Origin of the sequence: Anoxybacteroides rupiense, from assembly GCF_014196195.1 — a bacterium.
GTDB classification, from domain to species: domain Bacteria; phylum Bacillota; class Bacilli; order Bacillales; family Anoxybacillaceae; genus Anoxybacteroides; species Anoxybacteroides rupiense.
Genome location: NZ_JACIDF010000004.1, coordinates 343510 through 366047 on the forward strand (window position 1 = coordinate 343510; position 22538 = coordinate 366047).

Annotated in this window: 28 protein-coding genes; 3 read left to right on the forward strand and 25 right to left on the reverse strand. The window is 41.1% G+C overall.

Annotated features, from left to right (window positions below; genetic code table 11):
- Positions 1-59: 59 nt before the first annotated feature.
- The 16 genes from GGQ95_RS09470 to GGQ95_RS09545 all read right to left on the reverse strand — a co-directional run bounded on the left by GGQ95_RS09470 (position 60) and on the right by GGQ95_RS09545 (position 10319).
- Positions 60-842, reverse strand: coding sequence for a sulfite exporter TauE/SafE family protein (locus GGQ95_RS09470; RefSeq protein ID WP_044745594.1), 783 nt, complete (start codon positions 840-842; stop codon positions 60-62).
- 67 nt (positions 843-909) lie between these two features.
- Positions 910-2040 carry an MBL fold metallo-hydrolase gene (locus GGQ95_RS09475; protein WP_082741657.1) on the reverse strand — a complete coding sequence of 377 codons (1131 nt, stop codon included), beginning with the start codon at positions 2038-2040 and terminating at the stop codon, positions 910-912.
- 50 nt (positions 2041-2090) lie between these two features.
- A complete protein-coding gene (locus GGQ95_RS09480; RefSeq protein WP_066147980.1) occupies positions 2091-2660 on the reverse strand; it encodes a sulfurtransferase TusA family protein in 570 nt (189 codons plus the stop codon).
- Positions 2657-2971, reverse strand: a complete 315-nt coding sequence (locus GGQ95_RS09485) for a rhodanese-like domain-containing protein (RefSeq protein ID WP_066147977.1) — start codon at positions 2969-2971, stop codon at positions 2657-2659. Before GGQ95_RS09485 ends, GGQ95_RS09480 begins: the two co-directional genes overlap by 4 nt.
- A gap of 21 nt (positions 2972-2992) precedes the next feature.
- The gene (locus tag GGQ95_RS09490; protein WP_159719373.1) at positions 2993-3358 is read right to left on the reverse strand and encodes a rhodanese-like domain-containing protein; all 366 of its coding nucleotides are present in this window, start codon (positions 3356-3358) and stop codon (positions 2993-2995) included.
- A 10-nt stretch (positions 3359-3368) separates the two neighbouring features.
- Positions 3369-3851 (reverse strand): DsrE/DsrF/DrsH-like family protein, encoded by a 483-nt coding sequence (locus tag GGQ95_RS09495; RefSeq protein WP_066147970.1) that lies wholly within the window; start codon positions 3849-3851, stop codon positions 3369-3371.
- Between the two features lie 56 nt (positions 3852-3907).
- A complete protein-coding gene (locus GGQ95_RS09500) occupies positions 3908-4135 on the reverse strand; it encodes a sulfurtransferase TusA family protein (RefSeq protein WP_066147968.1) in 228 nt (75 codons plus the stop codon).
- Positions 4136-4239: 104 nt separating this feature from the next.
- Entirely contained in the window at positions 4240-4500 is a 261-nt protein-coding gene (locus tag GGQ95_RS09505; RefSeq protein ID WP_066147965.1) for a metal-sensitive transcriptional regulator, read from the reverse strand.
- 201 nt (positions 4501-4701) lie between these two features.
- The gene (locus tag GGQ95_RS09510) at positions 4702-4938 is read right to left on the reverse strand and encodes a glutaredoxin family protein (protein ID WP_044745587.1); all 237 of its coding nucleotides are present in this window, start codon (positions 4936-4938) and stop codon (positions 4702-4704) included.
- 588 nt (positions 4939-5526) lie between these two features.
- The gene (locus GGQ95_RS09515) at positions 5527-5901 is read right to left on the reverse strand and encodes a YidH family protein (protein ID WP_044745586.1); all 375 of its coding nucleotides are present in this window, start codon (positions 5899-5901) and stop codon (positions 5527-5529) included.
- 133 nt (positions 5902-6034) lie between these two features.
- A complete protein-coding gene (locus GGQ95_RS09520) occupies positions 6035-6259 on the reverse strand; it encodes a hypothetical protein (RefSeq protein WP_066147962.1) in 225 nt (74 codons plus the stop codon).
- A gap of 68 nt (positions 6260-6327) precedes the next feature.
- A complete protein-coding gene (locus tag GGQ95_RS09525) occupies positions 6328-7746 on the reverse strand; it encodes a SpoVR family protein (protein WP_066147960.1) in 1419 nt (472 codons plus the stop codon).
- Positions 7747-7867: 121 nt separating this feature from the next.
- A complete protein-coding gene (locus tag GGQ95_RS09530; protein ID WP_080860450.1) occupies positions 7868-8719 on the reverse strand; it encodes a DUF8832 domain-containing protein in 852 nt (283 codons plus the stop codon).
- 17 nt (positions 8720-8736) lie between these two features.
- Positions 8737-9615 (reverse strand): M56 family metallopeptidase, encoded by an 879-nt coding sequence (locus GGQ95_RS09535; RefSeq protein WP_066147953.1) that lies wholly within the window; start codon positions 9613-9615, stop codon positions 8737-8739.
- Positions 9612-10031, reverse strand: a complete 420-nt coding sequence (locus tag GGQ95_RS09540; protein WP_066147952.1) for a BlaI/MecI/CopY family transcriptional regulator — start codon at positions 10029-10031, stop codon at positions 9612-9614. Before GGQ95_RS09540 ends, GGQ95_RS09535 begins: the two co-directional genes overlap by 4 nt.
- A 108-nt stretch (positions 10032-10139) precedes the next feature.
- Positions 10140-10319, reverse strand: coding sequence for a small acid-soluble spore protein H (locus GGQ95_RS09545; RefSeq protein ID WP_044745583.1), 180 nt, complete (start codon positions 10317-10319; stop codon positions 10140-10142).
- A gap of 246 nt (positions 10320-10565) precedes the next feature.
- On the opposite strand from GGQ95_RS09545, the gene GGQ95_RS09550 reads away from it, so the two are divergent.
- Positions 10566-11027, forward strand: coding sequence for a ferritin-like domain-containing protein (locus tag GGQ95_RS09550; protein WP_044745582.1), 462 nt, complete (start codon positions 10566-10568; stop codon positions 11025-11027).
- Between the two features lie 439 nt (positions 11028-11466).
- Positions 11467-12075, forward strand: coding sequence for a DedA family protein (locus GGQ95_RS09555; RefSeq protein ID WP_066147948.1), 609 nt, complete (start codon positions 11467-11469; stop codon positions 12073-12075).
- A gap of 81 nt (positions 12076-12156) precedes the next feature.
- Here GGQ95_RS09555 and GGQ95_RS09560 read toward each other — a convergent pair whose 3' ends face one another.
- Positions 12157-12396 (reverse strand): hypothetical protein, encoded by a 240-nt coding sequence (locus GGQ95_RS09560; RefSeq protein WP_044745580.1) that lies wholly within the window; start codon positions 12394-12396, stop codon positions 12157-12159.
- 182 nt (positions 12397-12578) lie between these two features.
- Here GGQ95_RS09560 and GGQ95_RS09565 point away from each other — a divergent pair, with 182 nt between their 5' ends.
- Positions 12579-12842, forward strand: a complete 264-nt coding sequence (locus GGQ95_RS09565; protein ID WP_044745579.1) for a YhdB family protein — start codon at positions 12579-12581, stop codon at positions 12840-12842.
- Between the two features lie 202 nt (positions 12843-13044).
- Here GGQ95_RS09565 and GGQ95_RS09570 read toward each other — a convergent pair whose 3' ends face one another.
- The 8 genes from GGQ95_RS09570 to GGQ95_RS09605 form a co-directional block, all read right to left on the reverse strand.
- Positions 13045-14232: an MFS transporter gene (locus GGQ95_RS09570; protein WP_244963656.1), complete on the reverse strand. Its 1188-nt coding sequence runs from the start codon at positions 14230-14232 to the stop codon at positions 13045-13047.
- A gap of 19 nt (positions 14233-14251) precedes the next feature.
- The gene (locus tag GGQ95_RS09575; RefSeq protein WP_066147943.1) at positions 14252-14782 is read right to left on the reverse strand and encodes an NADPH-dependent FMN reductase; all 531 of its coding nucleotides are present in this window, start codon (positions 14780-14782) and stop codon (positions 14252-14254) included.
- A gap of 113 nt (positions 14783-14895) precedes the next feature.
- Positions 14896-15528: a response regulator gene (locus GGQ95_RS09580; RefSeq protein ID WP_066147941.1), complete on the reverse strand. Its 633-nt coding sequence runs from the start codon at positions 15526-15528 to the stop codon at positions 14896-14898.
- Positions 15525-16661, reverse strand: coding sequence for a GAF domain-containing sensor histidine kinase (locus tag GGQ95_RS09585; RefSeq protein ID WP_066147939.1), 1137 nt, complete (start codon positions 16659-16661; stop codon positions 15525-15527). The genes GGQ95_RS09580 and GGQ95_RS09585 overlap by 4 nt, the downstream gene beginning before the upstream one ends.
- Positions 16662-17108: 447 nt before the next feature.
- Positions 17109-17831 (reverse strand): SDR family oxidoreductase, encoded by a 723-nt coding sequence (locus tag GGQ95_RS09590; RefSeq protein ID WP_066147937.1) that lies wholly within the window; start codon positions 17829-17831, stop codon positions 17109-17111.
- Between the two features lie 55 nt (positions 17832-17886).
- Entirely contained in the window at positions 17887-19635 is a 1749-nt protein-coding gene (locus GGQ95_RS09595) for a phospho-sugar mutase (RefSeq protein WP_183186669.1), read from the reverse strand.
- 131 nt (positions 19636-19766) lie between these two features.
- Complete coding sequence (locus GGQ95_RS09600) at positions 19767-20207, reverse strand: CBS domain-containing protein (protein WP_044745572.1); 441 nt, start codon at positions 20205-20207, stop codon at positions 19767-19769.
- Between the two features lie 349 nt (positions 20208-20556).
- Positions 20557-22239, reverse strand: a complete 1683-nt coding sequence (locus tag GGQ95_RS09605) for a glycoside hydrolase family 13 protein (RefSeq protein WP_183186670.1) — start codon at positions 22237-22239, stop codon at positions 20557-20559.
- Positions 22240-22538 lie beyond the last annotated feature (299 nt).

Sequence of the window (22538 nt, forward strand, 5' to 3'; positions counted from 1 at the left end):
AATACGGCAAGCTGTTGTCATTTACGCTTCAAAGCATCCACCTTATCCAACTGCCTTTTTTACAAAATTTCTCCCCAAATTTTAATAGCTGTTCCTAAAATTAAAACCGCTAAAATGATTTGAAGCGCTTTTGTATTCATCTTTTGCCCTGCTTTTGCCCCCAGCGGAGAGGCGATTATACTTGCTATAACCATAATCAGCGCCGGGATAAAGTCAACTTGTCCTGTCACAATTTTACCAAATGTGGATCCAATCGAAGAAATAAAAGTAATCGCCAACGAAGAAGCGATCGTCATTCTTGTTGGAATCTTGAGCACAACAAGCATAATGGGAACTAGCAAAAACGCACCAGCTGCCCCTACAATGCCTGACCCGATTCCAACCATCAATGCAAGACCCGCTGCAAGCCATTGATGAAAAGTAACCTGATCTAGCGGAACATCATCAATTCCTTTTTTAGGAATAAACATCATCATTGCAGCGAGCGCTGCAAGCACTCCATAAACAAGATTAATGCTTGCGCCTGTCATAAATTTTGAGCCGTATCCACCAATAAAGCTGCCAATTAAAATGCTAACACCCATATATAGAATAAGCTTTTTATTTAAATAACCACCTTTTCGATAGGCCCATACACCGCCAATGGTGGCAAAAAACACCTGCACCGCACTTACTCCAGATACTTCATGAGCGCTGAACGCGGCCAACCCAAAAAGCGGCGGAAGGTAAAGCAGCATTGGATACTTAATAATCGAACCGCCGATCCCCACCATTCCTGAAATAAAAGAACCGATAAAGCCAATGAGAAAAATAACAATAATAAAATTAAGCGTAATGTCCACTTGATAAATCCCCCTTTATCAAAGAAAGAAAGGGTACTTTATGCGTACCCCCATGCGTTTTTACCGCTTAATGTGTATGGTGTAGCGCGCAGCGATTAGGTCCGATCTCAAGTTCTTGCTGTTGTTCAGCATCCGCTTCCTTTAAACCACGATTAATGGCTACAATTTCCTCGAAGTTTGGCGGTGTTTCATTATTGGCGTTTTGTACTACCATTTCCACAAACTCTTCTTTTGATTGATTCTGCATCATCTCATTGCGGGCACGAATATTCCCAAGTGTATCTCCTACAAAGCCGGCACCATTCATCTCATCATCCAAACTCGCATAATGGCCTGGCAACACCACAACATCATCCGCAATAGCCGCTACTTTTTCGTAAACCGTATCATATAAATCAAGCGCCCATTCCGCGGCTTTTCCTCCTAAATCCGGTCGTCCCAATCCGCCTACGAAAATCGTATCTCCTGAAAAGAGCAGCTTATGATTGACAAAAAACGAAACACTCCCTGGAGTATGTCCCGGTGTTTTCACCGCCAGCACTTCTAATTGAACCTGTTCAAAATCAATCGTGTCGTGCATTTCTAACGGTTCAAAATGATAGACCGCTCCTTCGCTTTTCATTAAATAGTATTTCGCCCCTGTCCGCTCTGCTAGCTCTCTACCTCCAGAAATGTGATCGGCATGCAAATGTGAATCGACAATATGGGTAATATTCACTCCTTCTTCCCTCGCTACATCCTCGTACACATCAATAAAACGAGAAGGATCGACAACTAAAGCTTCTTTTCCAGAAATAACCATATATGACAAACAACCTTTACCGACTCGAATAAATTGATACACCTTCATGTTTTCATCTTCATATACCATCGCTTTATGCAAATGCTCGCTCCATGCTTGCATCCCATCGACAAGTGTAAAGACATTTTGGAATCCAGCCTCCTCAAGCTGTTCTGCTACAAACTCAGATGAACCACCTTTCGCGCAAACCACGATGACTTCCTGATCTTTTGGAATGCGATCCACTACTGCTTCGATCCCGTCTATTAATTCAAAATAAGGAACGTTTAAATACGCAAAATTTTTCCCTTCAATTTTCCAATCCTTAAAGTCACTTTCGTTGCGAACATCAAAGATAAAGACGTGCTCCTTCTTTAACACTTTACTTGTTAATTCTTTTACAGTCATTTGCTTCATAACCAAAATCCTCCCTTATCGTATGATGAAATCCCCCAAATCCCTCTCGCTTACATCTGTTCCTTCTCTAACGGTCCTGTCCACTGCGACATGCCAGGAATTACATTCCATACATGTAAAAATCCATATTCCATCAGCTTCTGCGCCGCTAGATCGCTGCGGTTTCCTGTTCGACAGATCACATACACATGGCTCTCTTTTGATATTTGGTCCATTTTTTGCTCCAATTCTCCAAGCGGAAGCGAAAGCGCACCAGGAATATGTCCAAATGCATATTCTGCCTGTTCCCGAACATCTAAAACAGTCGTGTTCGCTTCATTTAACCGTGCAAGCAACTCTTCGTTCGAAATAATATGAGGAAATTGTGGTTGCTCTTTTTCCTCATTTTCACCTGCCTTACGAATATAATGTTTTAGCACGTTCCCCTCTTCCATCGTTCCAATATACTGGTGTCCTGTGCTTTCTGCCCACGCTTTAATATCAGCTTTAGAACCTTTATCTGTAGCTTGAATCTCTAATACTTGACCCGGCTGTAATTCGTTGATGGCCTTTTTGCTTTTTACAATCGGCATTGGACATGATAGTCCTTTCGCATCAACCGTCATGTTTACATGAATCATCTGCTCTCCTCCCATTGCTTGACAGGCCCCTCCCATGCCAGCATGCCACCTGTCATGTTTGCTGCCTTATATCCATAGCGTTCTAACAATTGTACAGCTTTTGCACTTCTTCCTCCTGAACGGCAAACGATCACGTATTCTCGATCTTTTGATAACTCGTTCATCCGAAACTCAAGAAGTCCGAGCGGAATATTCAGTGCGCCTGGAATGGCCCCCGCTGCTACCTCTTCTGTTTCGCGAACATCAATAATATGCAGGCGATGCCCGCCTTTAAGCCGTTGCTCCACTTCTTTTGCTGTTATTTCCTTCATGTTTTTTCCTCCCCATGCTTTCTAGCGCCATGCATTCATGCCGCCTCTCACATTCGTCACTTGCTGAAATCCTAGCTTCTTTAACAGCCTGTTTGCTTTCGTGCTTCTCATGCCACTTTGGCAAATTACAATCACTTCCTGCTCCTTTGACAGCTCATGAGCACGCTTTTTCAATTCGTGAAGCGGAATATTTTTAAATCCATGAATATGATGAGCGTGAAACTCCAACGGTGTTCGAACGTCAATGTACTGCACTTTTTTATTGCCTAATTCTTTTTTTAAATCAGCCGCAGCGATCGTTCGCACACCTTTAGCCGGAAGAAAGCGGCTTGCGAAAAACCATGCGATCAGTAAGAAAAGAATGGTATTAATGATCGTTTGTGCCATGATTCTCACCTTAAATAAATAAATTCACATTTCCTTCTGAAGCATCTGCCAAGTAAGCAGCTACCCCAGCAAACTCAACACCTTCAATCAACTCTTCTTGCGTAAGCCCTAGAAGGTCGACAGTCATTTGACAAGCAACAAGTTTGACTCCTTGCTCTTGCGCCATTTCTATCAGCTGCGGAAGAGGCATCGTGTGATGCTTTTTCATAACACTTTTAATAAGCCTTGGTCCAACTCCCGCAAAATTCATTCGGGAAAGTCCCATTTTATCTGCCCCTCGCGGCATCATTTTCGCAAACATCTTTTCTAAAAAGCTCTTCTGGACAGGGATTGCTTCATCTTTTCTAAGCGCGTTGAGCCCCCAAAATGTATGAAAAATGGTGACTTCATGATCATACGCCGCAGCGCCATTGGCAATAATATAGGCCGCCATGGCTTTGTCGTAATCACCGCTGAATAAAACGATCGTCGTTTTTTTCTTGTTATCCGCCATCTAACTCCTCCTTTTCACAAATACATGTATAGGTATATTTTTTTACAAAAAAATAATTATGCTTTTTTGATCCAAAATGTAAATACGCCATTTTCCTCTTTCATATCCATCAGCTGATGTCCGCTTGCTTGTGCCCATGCGGCTAAATCTTTTTTCGCACCTTTGTCCGTTGTTTTCACCTCTATTACCTCACCAGAAGCAAGCTGATCGATAGCTTTTTTTGATTTCACAAGAGGCATTGGACATGACAATCCTTTGGCATCAACGACTTTTGCAATATTCATTAGTTAGTTCCTCCTTATTTTCATTTTTACCATTACCCCTATATGTATATTATTGCGCTGCAAAAAATTTGTCAACTCCTATTTTAAAGAGTTGACACCTTATTTTATCGGCTCTTTACTAACAACTCTACTGCTTCTTTTACAAGCTGCTCCGTCTGTTCTCCTTTTTCAATATTTTCTCGAATACAATGCTCTAAATTCGTGCTCACAATAACCGCCATGGCCCGGTCGATCGCATTTCTGGCAGCGGCTAGCTGAGAAACTACACTTTTGCAATCTTTTCCTTGCTCCATCATGCTGATCACACCTTTTACTTGTCCTTCGATTCGCTTAAGGCGATTTTTGATTTCTTTGCTATAGTCCATTTTGATTCACCTCTTTTTAGCCCTTGATTAGCCTGCTGATCTTCATTTATCTTCAAAAGCATTGCTTTCTTTACATTATAACATGTATATCTTTAATTATATACCTATAAAGGTATATATTCAAGCACTTGCATCGCGTTGCTCCATATATCATCATTTAAGCGGAACAACCGATGAGGCTGTCCCGCTTCTTTGCATGACCTATGGCTGACTAATCAGCGACATAATGGTTTCTGGATCAAAACCTAGTACCCATTTTCCATTGATTTCTGTTTGTGGAACTCCTGTATGTCCTGTTGTCTCCACAAGCCGCTTCGCCGCTATTGGATCAAGTTGGACATTCACTTCTTTAAATGGAACCCCCTGCTCCTGCAAAAAATTTTTGAGCATCACACAATAAGGACATGTCGTCGTCGTATACACGGTTACATGATTCATGTTTTTCCCTCCATCCATTTACTAAAGTAATGTCTGCGTCTTGCGCAAAATTTAAGAATGCTGTTGTTCCAACAACACCAGTGCCATCAACCAAATACTCTTTTTAAGGACCAGCTCATCCATTGTCACTTGATATGCAAGACATTGGATGTCTCATTCTTGTACTGTTCCTTTTCAAAAATAAATACCCATACATGTATATTACCTATATAGGTATATAGTAAAATAAATATTGTGTGATGTCAATGTTGTTTTCCCTCAGTTATCAACAACAAACTAGGGGCCTGATCTGAAAACAACAATGTGTCAGCGTATGAACGTCTAAAATCTTATGCACTAAAAGACGGAAATCAGCAACAAATGAATAAGCACAACATTTGACATTGTATTTTTCTGCTGATTAAGACTTCGGACGATTCACAACAATGGACAGATTTCTTTAGCTTTAACAGCTAAATAATAAATGCGGGATCTATTTTTCGCTACAGTATCCCTTTCATAACCTTCTTTCTAGAAAGCTAACTGCGCCAAATCATACGAGGCCCATCATCCAAAAATCGGTTACATCCATATAAAAAGGATCGCTGATTATAAAAGAACAGCAAAAAAATACAGTCCAAACATGGCCACAACTGCAAACATTAAAGTTGATAAAAAGAGAATCAACGGTCTTGATGTCCGAAAGGTTTGTTCATTAATTTGTTTCGCTTTTTGAAAATAGCTGACAGTTGAAAAAATGATGGTGCTGACTCCAGCCAGTACCGACAGTATGCCGATCCATTGCACAGCTGCATTCGGCAACGTATGGAAAGAAGATTTGATATGTAAATTAATGATTAAAAAACCGATACCGGTAATAGCAATCGCCGTTCGAATCCACGCTAAATAGGTTCGTTCGTTTGCCAAATGCTGCTGAATATATTTTGAGTCAATAGTAGCGACTCGTTCTTTCTCCGCTTGCATATTGCGCACCTCCCGCTCTTTCCTGTACTATACATGAGAAAAAAATAGGGTTCAATCCTAAGATCATTTTACCAATTTTCGATTGCGTTTTAACGAAAGTTCTCACGGGAATATGGCTAGAATCTCGTATATACTAATGTCCCTTGCACCAGCCCCTAATATAGATGCATAGATAAGCTTGCATTTTTTTCACGATCAGATGGCCGCACAAAACCGGAAAATGGGCTGAAACAGTACTTTTTAGATTTTTGTCATACACTTCAATAAATAACGAAGTCAAATCTATAACCGCCTCGTCTTCAACCTCGATGTTCCTCATCCCTCCTTCCACGGTTAAGCCTGATTGATATTTTCCCATAAAAATTGCACCCTAATTGCTAGATCTATCTAACAATTAGGGTGCCCAACTGCCAGTAGCTTTGTTCATTATATAAATTTCCGATGCACCGTCTTCCCTTCATATGTGAACAGTACCGGTTTATTTTCAACAATTGTTTCCATATGAACGGTTCGTCCCCAAAGCTGATAAATATAAGGAAGCACCTTTTCTAAATATTTAATATCAAGTTCAATTCCTTCATACCAATGCTTTAAATACAATTCGCCATTGCGCATATAATCTCCGTCATTAACGGTAATGTATGGAAATCCCCCATTCACACGAGTACTGACTAGCTGATCGCGAACATGCTCCCAGTCTTTGTCAACAATTTTATAATCCTTGCCTTGTTTTTGGAATAAGTACATATCCTCACGCATCACTAGCTCTTTCGTTAAATAGTTGCGGAGAAAGGAAATATCTGAATCAAGCTCGCGCACCTCAAAAATTTTGGCACGCCCTGATCCCGGCTGAACGCCCCTTCTTTTCATCTCCTCTGTTGGATTATTCCATCGTTCTTCGATATCTTCAAATATTTTCAACCCTAAATAATACGGATTTATGCTTGTGCGCGACGGCTGGACAACTCCCGCATTGAGCTTAGCAAACTCAATCGCTTCATCGCTCGTCAAATCCATCTCCCGCAAAATGCGCTGGTGCCAATAGGACGCCCAGCCTTCATTCATAATTTTTGTTTCAAGCTGCGGCCAAAAATAGAGCATTTCTTCCCGCATCATTGTTAAAATATCGCGTTGCCATTCTTCCAGCTCGCGGCTGTATTCTTCAATAAACAAAAGCACATCCTTCTCCGGCTGCGGCGGAATTTTTCGCCGTTTTTTACGCGGGGGAGCGGTGGATTTATTTCGTTCATCGAGCAACCATAAATCATCATATGGAGTCGGCTTTACGCCCTCTTCCTCTTCTTCAATTTCTGTATCCGCAAGCGTCCACGACAGCTTCGACCGAAGCAGAGATGGATCAATATGCTCCTGAATAGCCAAGACTGCATCTAAAAATTTTTCCACCTCTAATTTTCCATACTGGTGTTCATAATGTTTAATCCGCTCTGCCGTCGCAGCCATGCTTTCGACCATATCTCGTTTTGTGTTGCTAAAGCGGACATTATTTTTGAAAAAGTCGCTATGGGCCAAGACATGAGCGACAATCAATTTATTTTGAATTAATGAATTCGAATCTAACAAAAATGCATAGCATGGATCGGAATTAATAACTAGCTCATAAATTTTACTCAGCCCTAAATCATAATGAAGCTTCATCTTGTAAAATTGTTTCCCAAAGCTCCAGTGAGAAAAACGTGTCGGCATTCCATAGGCGCCAAATGTATAAATAATGTCAGCAGGACAAATCTCATATCGCATCGGATAAAAGTCTAAGCCAAAGCCTTCAGCAATCTCCGTAATCTCCGCAATCGCCCGTTCTAGCTCTTTCAACTCGCCTTGCCTCATGCGCATCTCCTCCTTTTTCTCTTATCCTAAATGTATGAGAAAAAAGAGCATTTGATACGTGTAGATCGCTTGTTTATCCACCCAAGCTTTTAGAAACAAGGCATGCCTATAAACTGTCCTCTTATGAAGAAACGCTCACCGTAAACGGAACAGTAATCACCTTTCCTTCGTGTTGAAACTGTGCCCAAACTTGATAAATTCCGTCTTTAGGAAACTGGACCATAAATGAAGCTTCTGATCCTTCGGCCTGTTCGTCAATCGGATGCGCGTGCAAATAATCATAGCTTCCTTTTCGGATAATGACAACATGTCCCATGGCACCTAAATATGGCTGTAAATGAATAGGCTTGCCGCTCTTTTCATCTTTTAAACGAAATGTCAATGTCGCCTCTTGTCCAGCTACGAGCTTATCAAAAGACAGCGTAATTTCTTTTCCCTCTGCCACTTTAGTTAAATGCTCGTCCGGTTGAAGCGGAACAGCCTTTGCCTTTTCTCCTTGAACGACAACATCATCATTTTTAACTGTAGGATCTCCCCCTTTTGGAACATAATCAGCATACAGCTGATATTCGCCACCGCTTGGGAACGTGACGGCCGTTGTAAATAAGCCGTTACCTTTATATTTAGGATGCAGATGATCAAAATACGATAAATCGCTGCTTACGATAATCAGATGCATCTGTTTTTCATGCTGAATTTCAAAATCTTGAACGGGATTCCCTTTTTGATCCTGAATTTGTATCGTTAAATGGGCTTGTTCATTGCTTTTCAGAGGCTTTTCCGCAAACTTCCAAACCATTTGCGTAGCCGCATGATTTTCTTTACTCATGTGCTCGTGCATTTCGTTATGAGCCACGCCCTGCTGCTGATCTCCGTGATGCATTTGCTCGCTTTCATGGCTGTTGTTTGATTGGCTGCAGCCACTGGCTGATATAAAAATCGCCATAAGAGTGAAACATATTTTTTTTCTCATTTCGCTTCTTTCTCCCCTCAAATAAAGAATGTATGGCAAAATGCTAAACTGACGGCACACTCCAAAAAAATATACACATTAGCCGCCGACAGTGCCAAAGAAACAGGCCATAACTTTTTATGGAAAAAAGAGAACGCAATATCCTTTTGTGGTTCCAACATTTGCATAATGCGATAATTCAGCGGTGATTTAGCAAAATGCGCCGCTCCTTCATTTAACAATTCATGTTCTCCCATTTCCGCTACTTTTAAGAGGACGTTTCCAAGCGGAGTGCTGTTCTTCATTTTTCTCATCGCGTGTTGATCAGCAAGCAATTCTCGTGAAATGCGGTAATATTGTGCAAGGTGCTTGATAAGAGGAATGTAACCTAGTTGTTCAGAAACCGTCTTTATCAGCATAAGTTTTAACGGATCTCGCTGCATCGCGTGAAATTGTTCATGAAACAAGATAGCGCGCAGTTCCGCCTCTGAAAAATGTTCGATAACAAAAGTGGATAGCACGATTTTAGGCTTTATGAAACCAATCGTCAGTGCAATAAACTCTTCATTCTTAATCACTAAAATTCGATTGCCCAATTCCGGGTACTTAACGTTCATATGCTGAGTACGAACTTCATCTGCCAAAAGCAAAAACGCCGTGTACCACTTTTTAGATAGAAACAGTTGCTTCCCCATATTCCCAATCATTTTTATTAATAAAAAAATAAAAAACAGACTTAGAGCTGTTGCAAATACAACATTCTTATCGTTGGCTGTCATGGAAAATGGGTATTTTAACCACTCAAGCACAATGGCCGCAAAATGATGAAATAAAAATAGCGCTATTTCGGCTAGAGTTAATGCCGCAAACAAAACCACACTAGCAAATACAAGAGTTGATTTGCTTTTTAAAGTCATTCATTCTTCCCTCTTTTAGATTCGTTTAATTTTTCCTTTAATTTTTCCAGCAAAGAAGGATCTAAATCACGAATTGCATCCACCATATGCGCTACAGCCAGTCCGCCAAACTCTTCAATTAAACCGTATGCGACTGATTTCGTTTGCTCGGACAAAAACTGCTCTTTCGTTTGAATGGAAGTAAAATAGGCTATTCTTCCCCTCATTTCTTTACGAAGATGGCCTTTATCCGCTAGCCTGTTCATGACGGTCATCACCGCATTGATCGAGATTGGCTTTTCCCGGCAAATATGCTGTTGAACATCTTTAGCCGTAACCTCTCCTGCTGTCCAAATATAATTCATGACCTGTGACTCCAATGCTCCAAAGAAACGTTTTAAACCTTCTTCATTCATCTTAAAATGATTGATTTTCAATCTTTATCCTCCTCTCAACTACAATATGTAGTTATATCCTACATACTGTAGTTGAAAAAGTCAAACAAAAAACACCACTGTGAATGTGGTGTTTTTCTAGCTTGCTTTTTAATGTTCGTGTAAGCTTGATACGGATACCCGTTGTTTATGATTTGGATTTCCTAACGGATAAACAACCGCCATTTCATTTTGTTCATCTACTTGTTCAATATAAATGCGTTCTCCGTTATAAGTGACGTCGGCCATGATCGGAGATGCAGCAATTTCTCGCGCCCTTCTTACATCCATTGCACTTGTCCTCCCTTTTGAAATTGATAACGATTTTAATATGGGCCATTGTTTCAATGAATATACGCATAAAAATCAACAAAAACACCAGCATAAATAAAGGAATGATCTTCATGACACACAATCTAAGCGGCAAAAAAATAGACAATGAGCCATGTGCAAACATACACAAAATCTGCCGCTCAAAAATACACTCTCCTCTTTCTCCGCGCATATCATAAAGCGAAGAGAAAGGGGGGAAAGCTATTGTACTACTATGATCCATATGCTACTTATTATCGTGAACAGCCTAAAACAGGCAGTATCCGAAAATTAGCAAACGATTTATTAAATGGAATGAAAGGAGAAGCTACCGCTATTCATTTTTATACCCAGCTCATGCAGCTGGCAAAGACAAACGAAGAAAAGTTATACATCTCTCATGCGTTGAAAGATGAACAAGCGCATTTACAACAATTTGTTCATTTGTACATCTCCTTGTTTGGTGCACAACCTGTTTATCAAGCTGAGTCGAAAACCTTTTCGTCATTTGCTGAAGGATTAAAAATAGCTCGAGAAGACGAATTTGAAGCATATGAACAATATCGAAACACCTATCTTTCGACCCATGATCAGCATATCCGCGATGTGTTCTTTCGCGCAATGACCGATGAAATCGAGCACGCGCTTCGTTTTTCCATCTTAGCCCTTGAGCAAGCAAGAAGCTGATGCTAAAAGCGTCAGCTTCCATCTTATGCCCCCGCCTACACTCTGTTTAGAGAGGGTGGATCATCCATATATCTGGATATAAGCTGCAATAAAGAATTTGGCGGTTTTGCTCATGGACAAGCCTTCTTGATATAGAAGTTCAAGATGTTGGTTCTTTAACGAACAGATAATGACCGATTTTGGCGGACAGGCAACAGCCAAAAAATAGACCCCTCGTTTCTTTTTGTAATCCAATGGTGGATATATCACCTAAAATAGACGAATGACCCTCTCCCACCCATGATCCGTTAAGAGGCGGGAGACTTCTTGGTGGAGTATGTTAAACATTCCACTCCACACAAGGAAAAGTTAACATTGTCACTCGTATATTTCTTTTGCTTGTTGAAATCGTTTATAATTGGGAAGGGACAAATTTAAAAATAAAAAGTGCGGTGATTAGATGGAGCAGCATTTACATCATTTTATCGAGCAATTCGGCTACATTGGCATTATGGTTGCTTTAGCAGGAGGAGTCATTGGCCTCCCTGTTCCTGATGAAGTACTATTAACATATGTTGGATATAACGTTTTTACAGGTGCCATGTCATATCCGGCAGCACTAGGCTGCAGCTTCATCGGTGCGCTCCTCGGCATCTCAGTCAGCTATTACTTAGGTATACGCTTAGGAACCTCGTTTTTGCACAAATTCGGTCCAAAAATGCATATGTCAGAGAAGAGGATTGAGCAAGCAAAAGTTCTCTTCGCTAAAATGGGACCTTTCCTCTTATTTATCGGCTATTTTGTTCCCGGGATTCGGCATGTTTCAGCATTTCTGGCCGGAACGAATGAATACCGTTTTAAAAAATTTGCCGCTTACGCTTATACAGGCGCTTTTTTTTGGGTATTTACCTTTACCACTTTTGGAAGGATATTAGGGAGAGATTGGAGAAATATACGGCATTATATGGAGCATTACAGCCTCTACCTTCTTGGCATCCTCATGATTGGTTTATTGATTGCCGGTTATGTTTACTACCAGCGCATAACAACAAAGGAAAATGCATCATAAAAGCACAAGGGTATCCCGCTTAATATTGGGCACCCTTGTGCTTTTGGCGTGCTATCGTGAAAATCATCTCAGCAGAATCGCTTAAGGCTTCGCTTCTCCTTTTTGAAAGGTGTCGGTTAAAATCCCCATAAATGTTCCAAATCCAAACATAAACATGGACGATCCCATAATCCCTAAGCTAATAATGGTGAGAAAGAAATCTTTATTGTAATTGTTTGCAATGAAGCTTAGTAAAAATAGTGCAAATCCAACGATCAACCCTACTGAAGCCATCATTTTACACATTTGTGTAATCGCTTTCCCTTCGTACCGTGTATTCATATTTATCATCCCCTTTCTTTAAGGATAATATTTTTGTCACAAAATTGCAACATTTCTAACAACTATTTTATACCATTTTCGTTTATAATTATTTTTTACCTCATTGAACAACATTTACACCACAACAAATACGCTGTACATCATAAACTAACAATAGCTCCTCGATGAAGGAGGCATGCACATTGAACACAATGGATTATGATAAAGCGTTATACTACACCCACCGTTCCGAATGGGATCATCTGCTTATTTTAATGGTACGTACACAAGATGATTTGCTTTCCAAAAAAATTGAACATTTTCTTCATGCTTATAATTTTGAGTATGATTATTCTGTCATTCAGCGACGACTCACCTCCTTGCTGCGATACATTGACCATGCTTTAGAGATGAGCGAGAGGGAGTACGATATTGGAGATGAGCCATATATACATTATTCTCCATAAAAACAAGGAAGGGATTTCCCTTCCTTGTTAGCATGTTTTATACCAGATAAAATTACTCGATTTACCGCGCATTTTTGATAAAAAGTTTGCGGCCAAACATGCCGCTTTTAATTTTATTGATCGTTTTATAAAGCGGTGTTGTTTCATCAAAAACGGCCCACACTCCATATTGATGCAAATCCTAGTGTGTGAAGTTCCCTCTCTAAATAGACAGATGATGCTCTTTTTTTACTGGAGAGGAAAACTTTATCACAGCCAAAGTAGAAATGATTAATAAGATGCTTAATATGGCATACGGAAACAAAATATGCTGAGCCGCAACAGCGCCTGTAAACACACTTAACAATAGAGTCCGGATCATAAATCCTAAAGCGCGGAACAAACTGTCCACTCGACCCATTTTATCATTGGGGATGCTTTCCATCATCAATGAACTGCGCGCTACTCTTGCCCCCGCATTGGCAAATGCCGTAAGAACCACAAGTACATAAAAGATCGCCGTCTGTTGACATAAAAGAAACATCGTGATACTAACTGCATAAATACCGACGCTTAAAGCGACACTTCTTTCTATCGCCATGCGTTTCAATAAAATAGGAGTCACCAGTCCAGCTATAGCGGCTCCAATTCCATACACCATACTTTGGATGCCATATACGGAACTGCCTTGCTTCAGCACATCGGCAATATAAATGGGATGAAGATAATTGGTCATCATGACTCCAATAAACGGCATAAATGAAGCGAGAAGGAACCAAAATAACGATGGTCTCTCCTTCATGTAGCGATATGCTTCGAGCATCTTTTCGCGGAACAATGATTGATCCTTGCTCTCAACAAAAGAACGTTTGTACGGAATCAGCCATATGCACAAAAAGGCCAGTACATAGGTCAGTGCATCAAGCGATAAAATCCATGAAAATGGAATGTGGTCAATCATTACGCTTGCCGCTCCTCCAGATATGACCGTCGCCAACTGACCTTGAATTTCCATCATTCCATTTAACTGTTTATATTGCTCCTTAACAAATAATTCTTGATTGAAAGCAAACAAGGTTGGATAAATAAGAAAATAATAAAGGGAGCCACTTGCAAACAAAACGGCTAAATGCCAAACTTTATATTCTCCTGCTCTTCCAAGCAAAGCAAAGAGTAACGAGATGGAAAATCCTATTACCTCCCCAGCAAGCAATATTTTCTTCCGAGAAAAACGGTCGATCCACATCCCGATATATGGCGTCAACAAAAACATCATGATCGTTATCGCAGTTGTCATATATCCGAACGCCGTTTCGCCGCCGCTTTTTTGAACGAAAAGCCAAGGAATAGCTGTCATCGTAATCCCTGTTCCAATAGATGAAAAGGTATTGGCTAGTAACAAATAGTGCAATCGGCGATCCCGATAGAGGCTATTCATGATCTATCTTTAGCCATTTGGAGGCCTTCATATAACGAGTCAGAGTCGCTATAATCACATCAACCTGTTCCGCTGCTGTGGCTGTCAAACTTTTCTCTGCAAAGCTTACCGGATCCAGCACAAGCTGATTAGGAATTACATTGGCATATACACCACGCATAACCGTTCGCATGTTATTGAGAGCATTTATGCCTCCTTTTCCTCCTCCACCAACAGCAATTAATGCAACTGGTTTATGCTCAAATTCGTTTTTTCCTAAGAAATCAAGCGCATTTTTTAGAGCCCCGCTCATCGCACTATGATACTCCGGAGAACAAAGAACAACACCATCAGCTTGTTGAACGAGCTGACGCAGGCGAATAACAGCCGGTAACAGATTTTGGCTTTCTTCCCCGTTGTATAGCGGCAATGCGGGCTTGCTTAAATCAATTAGCTCAGCTCCATAATTCTTCGCAATATATTCTGCAACGATTCCAGTTCTCCCCATTTGACGCGGACTTCCATTGATTACTACTAGTTTCATGCTCATCTCTCCTTATGATTTTTCCTATTTTTAATATAAGCTACATAAATGATCGCTAACTCCTTCAATAAACTGATTTTCTTTTACGAAAATGGACGGAAAGGACACTACAACTAAAGTCCGAGATGTTTGACAGCGTACAAAGCGGCTTGCGTGCGATCAGCAAGTCCTAGTTTTGCCAAAATATTTGATACATGTGTCTTGACTGTTTTTTCTGTAATCATTAAAGAGGCGGCAATTTCTTTATTACTTTTTCCTTTCGCAATTTCAGCCAATACTTCTTTTTCGCGCTTCGTCAGTTCCTCTATCTTATTTGCTGGCTCTTGATAATGCAAATGATTCATAACATGCGGAATCACTTTAGTGTGGAGTTCGCTTTCTCCTCTATGTATAGAACGGATAACAGCAACGAGATGATCAGGCTCAATATCCTTTAATTGATAACCAGATGCGCCAGCACGAATAGCTGGAATCACATGGTCTTGATCAGCAAAGCTTGTTAAAATGAGAATCTTCGTCTTTGGAGATCGTTCCTTCATTTTCTTCGTCGCTTCAATTCCATCCATGACCGGCATAACAAGATCCATGATAACAAGATCTGGCTGATGCTCCATAACAAGTTGAACGGCTTCCGCGCCATTTGCCGCCTCTCCAACAACCTCAATGTCTTTTTGAGTTTTTAAAAAAAACACTAACCCTCTTCGTACGATATGATGATCATCGACAATTAACACTTTTATACTCACAATTTCCCCTCCTTCTTTAGTGGGATCGATAATTCAATTGCTGTTCCCTTTCCAATGGAGCTTTTCATACTAAAAACGCCGTTTACTGCTTCTACCCGTTCTTTCATGCTCTTCAATCCCAGCGATAACGTTTCTGCTCCTGTATAATGAAATCCGCACCCTTTATCGCTAATTTTTACAGCCACGCGTTCGTTTTGCACGGACAGCATGATCTCCACTTCGGAAACACCAGCATGCTTTTTACAGTTATTTAACGCTTCTTGTCCGACCCGCCATAAGCATTGTTCGATTTCATTGGGTAAATCAAGCACTCCTTCAATATCAAGCTTTACATTTAATCCAAGCATTTTGCTATAGTTCATCAATGCGCTGGCAACACCATTTTCTAAACCTTGGGGACGAAGCTGCCAAATTAAGGCTCGCATTTCATGAAGCGCCTCTTGTGCTAATGTTTGCATATGCTCTAGCGCTTCTTTTATGTTTTCTTCTGTCGCTATTTCCTTGGCACCGCTCGCTGTCAGCAGCAATGAAAACAGCAATTGGCTGACCGAGTCATGCAAATCGCGCGCCAGTCGATTTCGCTCCGCAAGCAAGGCAAGCTTTTGTTCATTTTCCACAAGCTTTATACGTTTAATAGCCGTTCCGATCTGATAAGCAACTGACTCTAAAAGAGCTAGTTCCTCTTTGGAAAAACGCTGTTTATGAGGAGAAGCAACATTTAAAATCCCAAACTGCTCGTCTCCGGCACGCAAAGGAACGGTCGCATGATGAGTAATTCCGTTTGTTTCTCCTCGATTTTTTACTATCGCTTCTTTTAGCCGTTTGCACTCGATAATATTGACGGCGTTTTTCAGTCTGCCATCCTGATAACGTTCTAAACACCAGCATATCCCTTCACACATCGGTTTTTTATTTTCTCTCATTAAAGCAGGCGGCAATTCATAATCAGCCATTAAAGTATAGGTTCCATCTTCTTCAACCAAAAAAATCCATCCGCATTCCAGTCCTGTAACATCGATTAGTTGTCTTAACACCGTCGGCAGCATTTCTTGCAAATCATTGGCCTCATTTAATGTTTCAGCGATCGTTTTCATCGTCTGCAATGCTTGAACACGCTTCATCTCTTTTACCATTTTCTTCCTTCTTTCTGTTAGGATTCAAGCTTCCTCTTATGAATCTCCTGATAACCATTCGCCAAAAGTGAATCCACGCAACGAACGATCAATGACTGGTGGAAAATGAGCTTGCCTTCGTTCATATATTCGTGTGACCAAGCTTGAACCATGCTGCCTTCGATGCAAACGTGTGAAATAGCTCATTGTTTTGGTTTAATCGTTGAAAACAAAAATAATATTTATCATTAAAATCCCCATGCTAAAAGATGCGATTCCAGCTGCTATAAAAAAAGACAATGCCGAAATAGGCATTGGCACAGACTGTTGGACAAACGCTTTCAAGACAGTCTGAGATGGAAGAAAAAGAACTCAATAGAGGCTTAAAATGATTGTAGACAAAGTCAAAATTGACTTTGTCTACAATCTGAAAGCATGCCGCAATAGGGATGGTCCTTTCCTTACCCGCTAAACAACTGGATATGTCTGTATAAACGGATGAAGCACAATCTCATCAATAAGCATATGCTTAGGAGCGCTAGCCATGTAAATCACGGCATTGGCCACATCACGCGCCTGTAGCCATTTTTGCTTTTCCGGTGCTCCTTGCACCGAATTCGCAAAATATGTATCCACCATTCCCGGGTTGATCGTACCAACGCGAATGCCATATTCTCTCGCTTCCTGTGCAAGCGAACCAGAAAAACCTTGTACCGCATATTTTGTCGCCGTATAAGCCGCTCCATTAGGGATCGTATAGCGCCCCACATCCGAAGAAATAGTAATAATCGTTCCTGTTCTCCGCTCTTTCATATGAGGAAGGACCGCTTTTGTTCCAATAAATACGCCTTGGACATTGACTTCAAAAATCTTTTTCCATTCTTCGAGCGTTGTTTCCTCTATTGGCTTAAAAAATCCGATTCCTGCGTTATTAACTAGGATATCAATTTGTCCAAACTGCTTCAGCGTTTGGGCAACCAATTCACTCATTTGCTGTTCATTTGCTACATCAGCTTGAAATGTTTCCACAAATGGCGCTCCCTGCTCCTTCAGTTCCTTTCCTGTCTGATGAATCGTCTCTGAGCTTCCAACGAGCGCCAGTTTTGCCCCATGCTGAGCCAGTTGAAAAGCAATTTCCTTTCCGATTCCGCGTGAAGCACCTGTGACAATCGCTACTTGATCTTTTAACACGGTCAACATCCTTTCTGCTGCTATATCCTTTTTTTAAACATACGAGACTTCATGCTTAGCGGTTAGCGGATTCATTTAAATAAGCATGCACCTGTTTCATAACAGCTTCAGACAATTCGTGTAAACGCTGTTCACTATCATCCATCGAACGGCCTTTCACTCCAAAATAAACTTTGGCTTTTGGCTCAGTTCCTGACGGGCGCAAGCAAAACCAAGATCCATCCTCCAGATAGTATTTTAACACATTAGATTTAGGCAGCGTAATGGCCGTGACCTCTCCGGTTGCTGTTTCTACGCGCTCACGGGCTTCATAGTCTTCGATCATCACAATTTTCTTTCCAGCGACCTCCGTTGGCTGATGCTGTCGGAAAGAAGCCAACAGAGCTTGAATTTGCTCCGCCCCTTCTTTTCCTTTCAATGTGAGCGATTCCAATCCTTCGCGATAATATCCATACTGCTCAAATAACTGCATTAAAGCATCATATAAAGACAGCCCTTGCTTTTTATAGAAGGCGCATACTTCAACTGCCAATGCAGCTGCTTGAATCGCGTCTTTATCGCGCGCGAAATCGCCAATTAAGTAACCGTAGCTTTCCTCATAGCCAAACAGAAAAACATATTGCTTTGTCCGTTCATACTCTTTAATTTTTTCCCCAATAAATTTAAAGCCTGTTAACGTATCGACTGTTTCGATTCCAAATGATGCAGCAATATCGCGGCCAAATTCCGATGTCACAATCGTTTTTAAAGCGACTCCGTTTTCAGGAAGGATTCCTTTTTTCTTTTTTTGCGACAAAATATAATGAAGCAGTAAACCGCCTGTTTGATTTCCTGTTAATACAACATATTCACCCGTTTCGTTTTTTACGGCAATCCCAAGCCGATCCGCATCTGGGTCTGTAGCGATGAGCAAATCTGCTTCCATCTCTTTCCCGAGTTGAATGGCCCGTTCAAATGCTGCATGCTCCTCTGGGTTTGGAGAAGAAACAGTTGAAAAATTCGGATCGGGAAGCTCCTGCTCTTTTACCACAGCAACGTGCTTATAACCAAACGCTTCAAGAGCGCGGCGCAACGGCTTATTAGCTGTGCCGTGAAGCGGCGTAAAGACCACTTTCACATCAATTTCTTTAGGAAGCTCTGGATTAAGGGAAATTGTCTTTATCTGATCGATATAGGCTTGATCGATCTCTTCTCCAATGATTTGAATAAGTCCTTTTTCTTTTAATACTGCTTCTTCTTCCACATGGAGAGCTAATTCATTTTCCACTTTATTCACATAATGAATCACTTGATCAGCGGCATCGGGCGGAAGCTGTCCACCATCAGGGCCATATACCTTATACCCATTGTATTCTGGCGGGTTATGGCTTGCAGTAATCACAATGCCTGAAAATGCCTTTAAATAGCGCACGGCAAATGAAAGCTCTGGTGTCGGACGGAGCTCATTGAATACGTATGTTTGAATTCCATGTGTAGCCAAAGTTCGCGCCGCTTGCATCGCAAATTCTGGCGATTTATGCCGAGAATCGTAAGCGATAACAACCCCTCTTTTTTTCGCTTCTTCTCCGAACGACTCTATGTATCTTGCTAACCCTTCAGATGCTTTACGAACTGTATATATGTTCATACGGTTAACCCCTGGGCCAATTTCTCCGCGCATCCCGCCCGTGCCAAATTCCAAATTTTTATAAAAGCAATCCTCCAGCCATTTCTCATCCCTGCTTTTTTGCTGAAGTTCCTGCTTTATCTCTTTTTCTAAATGCTCATAAGTCATCCATTGCTCATACTTGCTTTTCCAGTTCATTGCCATATCCCTCCCTGCAAAATTCCCTTACTTTTGTATTCGTCACCATCATACGATATTCCTGTTCTAAAAAAAAGCAAATGTTTATTTAGCACAAAAAGGATGCCCCTTGATTAGAGGCATCCTTTTTGTTATTCTTGTGGCTGGGAAGGCTCAGAAATATTGGTAAGGGCTTGTTCTGCAGCATTGTCATACTGCTGATTAGTAGCAATATCCCCTAGAGCCACAATCCCGCGAAGCTGGTTGTTTTCAACAATCGGCAAACGGCGAATTTGATGCTGAGCCATCACATTTGCGGCTTCTCCCACGCTCATATTTGGCGTTCCTGTCACAAGGTTCGTTGACATTACTTGGGACACCGGAATGGAAGCGCCTTTTCCATCTGCCGTTGTACGCAATGTAATATCACGGTCTGTAATGATTCCTCTTACTTGACCGTTTTCTACAACCGGAAGAGCGCCAACATTTTTCTGGCTCATAAGCTCGGCGGCTTCTTGAACCGTTTGATTCGGAGAAACTGTCGCTACATTTTTTGTCATAATGCCTTCAACAGTGTTGTTATTCAATGTCATCCTCTCCTTTCATCGATTATTGTCACCACTTTGTTCGGATATATAGATAGAAAATAATGTTTGCACACGTATGCTCATGATCCAATAAACACCAATGAAAAAACTGAATCCCTCGGTTTTTTGTCGCGAACTAAGCATGATTATAGGATATCGTTCTTGAACAACGAATGCTTTGCCAACAAATGAATTTGCCGCTGGCGTTCTTGTTTAGGGAAAAGCCAGAAAGGGTTGTGCTTAGCCATTTCACATGTTAATAATGGATCATCAACATTTTTAATGTTTGCATATTTTTATCTCGTCATCGTCAAAATAAAAACGGGCGCTGTACATCAGGCCGCCCGTTTTCCTTTTATTGTATTTTATAAACGCGTGCTTCCCATGGACGCAAGCGAATTTCATGAAGCTCTTCGCTTTCCTCGACAGGATAATTGTGAATAAGCAGCTCTTTTGCAGTATATACAATATCCTCAGGCAGGCGAAAAACAGGGGTCTCGTTCGAAAAGTTCGTGATCACCACCAACTTTTCGTTTCCAAGAGCTCGTGTATAAGCATAAATCAATGGATGGTCTTCTAAAATTAAATGGTACGTTCCATATACAATAACAGGATGCTGCTTGCGGAGCTGTATCAGTTTTTTGTAATAATGAAAAACCGAATCCGGATCTTGAAGTGCCGCTTTTGCATTGATTTCTTTATAATTTGGATTGACCTGAATCCAAGGCGTTCCATCGGTAAAACCGGCGTGTTTGCTATCATCCCATTGCATCGGCGTTCGTGCATTGTCACGCCCTTTATAATAAATTTTTTCAAGCACGGCTTGCGGGTTCTCACCGTACTTTTCAACATATTCTTTATACATATTAAGTGTTTCAATATCGCGGTAGTCTTCGATCGATGAAAAACGGACATTGGTCATTCCAAGTTCTTCCCCTTGATAAATATACGGCGTTCCCTGCATCATATGAAGAAAGGTCGCCAGCATTTTGGCAGACTCCACGCGATATTGCTTATCATCTCCAAAACGAGATACGGCGCGGGGCTGATCGTGGTTATTTAAATAAAGGCTATTCCATCCTTTTCCTTCTAACTCTTTCTGCCATTTTGTCATTGTTTTTTTCAAATCAGCCAACTTCCACGGCCGAATATCCCATTTTCCTCCAGGTCCAGAATCTAAATCAACATGCTCAAATTGAAATACCATATTTAGCTCGCATCGAGCCGGATCGGTATATAAAATTCCTTCTTTTGGAGTCACACCTGGTGTTTCGCCGACCGTCATAATATCGTAATGGGATAACACCTCCCGATTCATTTCCTGCAAAAATTCATGCACACGCGGTCCATTCATAAAATATCGGCTGCCCGATACGTATTTCTTCCCATCGTATACTTCTCCATCCGGCAGTTCGGGCACTTTCGAAATCATATTGATAACATCCATTCGAAAGCCATCGACCCCTTTGTCGAGCCAAAACCGCATCATTTCATAAATTTCTTTCCGGACATTTGGATTTTCCCAATTCAAATCTGGCTGCTTTTTTGAAAACAAATGCAAATAATACTCTCCAGTTGCTTCATCATACTCCCATGCCGAACCGCTAAAAAACGACTCCCAATTGTTTGGTTCCTTCCCTTCCTTTCCCGGGCGCCAAATATAATAGTCTCGATAGGCATTATCCTTTGATTTCCGCGATTCGATAAACCATGGATGTTCATCCGATGTGTGATTGACCACTAAATCCATCACCAATTTAATACCGCGCTTATGCATTTCTGACACCATTTCTTCCCAATCTTCCATCGTTCCGAATTCATCCATAATATTTCGGTAATCGCTAATATCATATCCATTATCATCATTAGGCGATTGATATACAGGAGATAGCCAAACCACATCAATTCCGAGTTCTTTTAAATAATCAAGCTTAGAAATAATCCCGCGAAGATCGCCAATTCCGTCACCGTCAGCATCCTTAAAGCTGCGCGGATAAATTTGATACACAACCGCCTCTTTCCACCACTTCTTCTCCATTTTCATCACTCCCATCTATGTATATATGAAAACGATTTCATATATATGTATTTTACTACAAGATCCTACCTGTGCCTACTAATTTTACATTTTTCCTATCCTCCGCTATAATGAAACTATTCAAAATACATAACGGTAGATTCCATCGCGTGCACGGCCACACGTGTATATGGAATGCAGCTTGCCATGCTCATTTTCGACGATCGGGCGGCCAAACAATGGCGTTATATGCCCCTGATGAAAGCAAGTCCACACGCTTGCTTCCGGTCGTCCGCTTCTTCTACCTTTCTGTTTATATG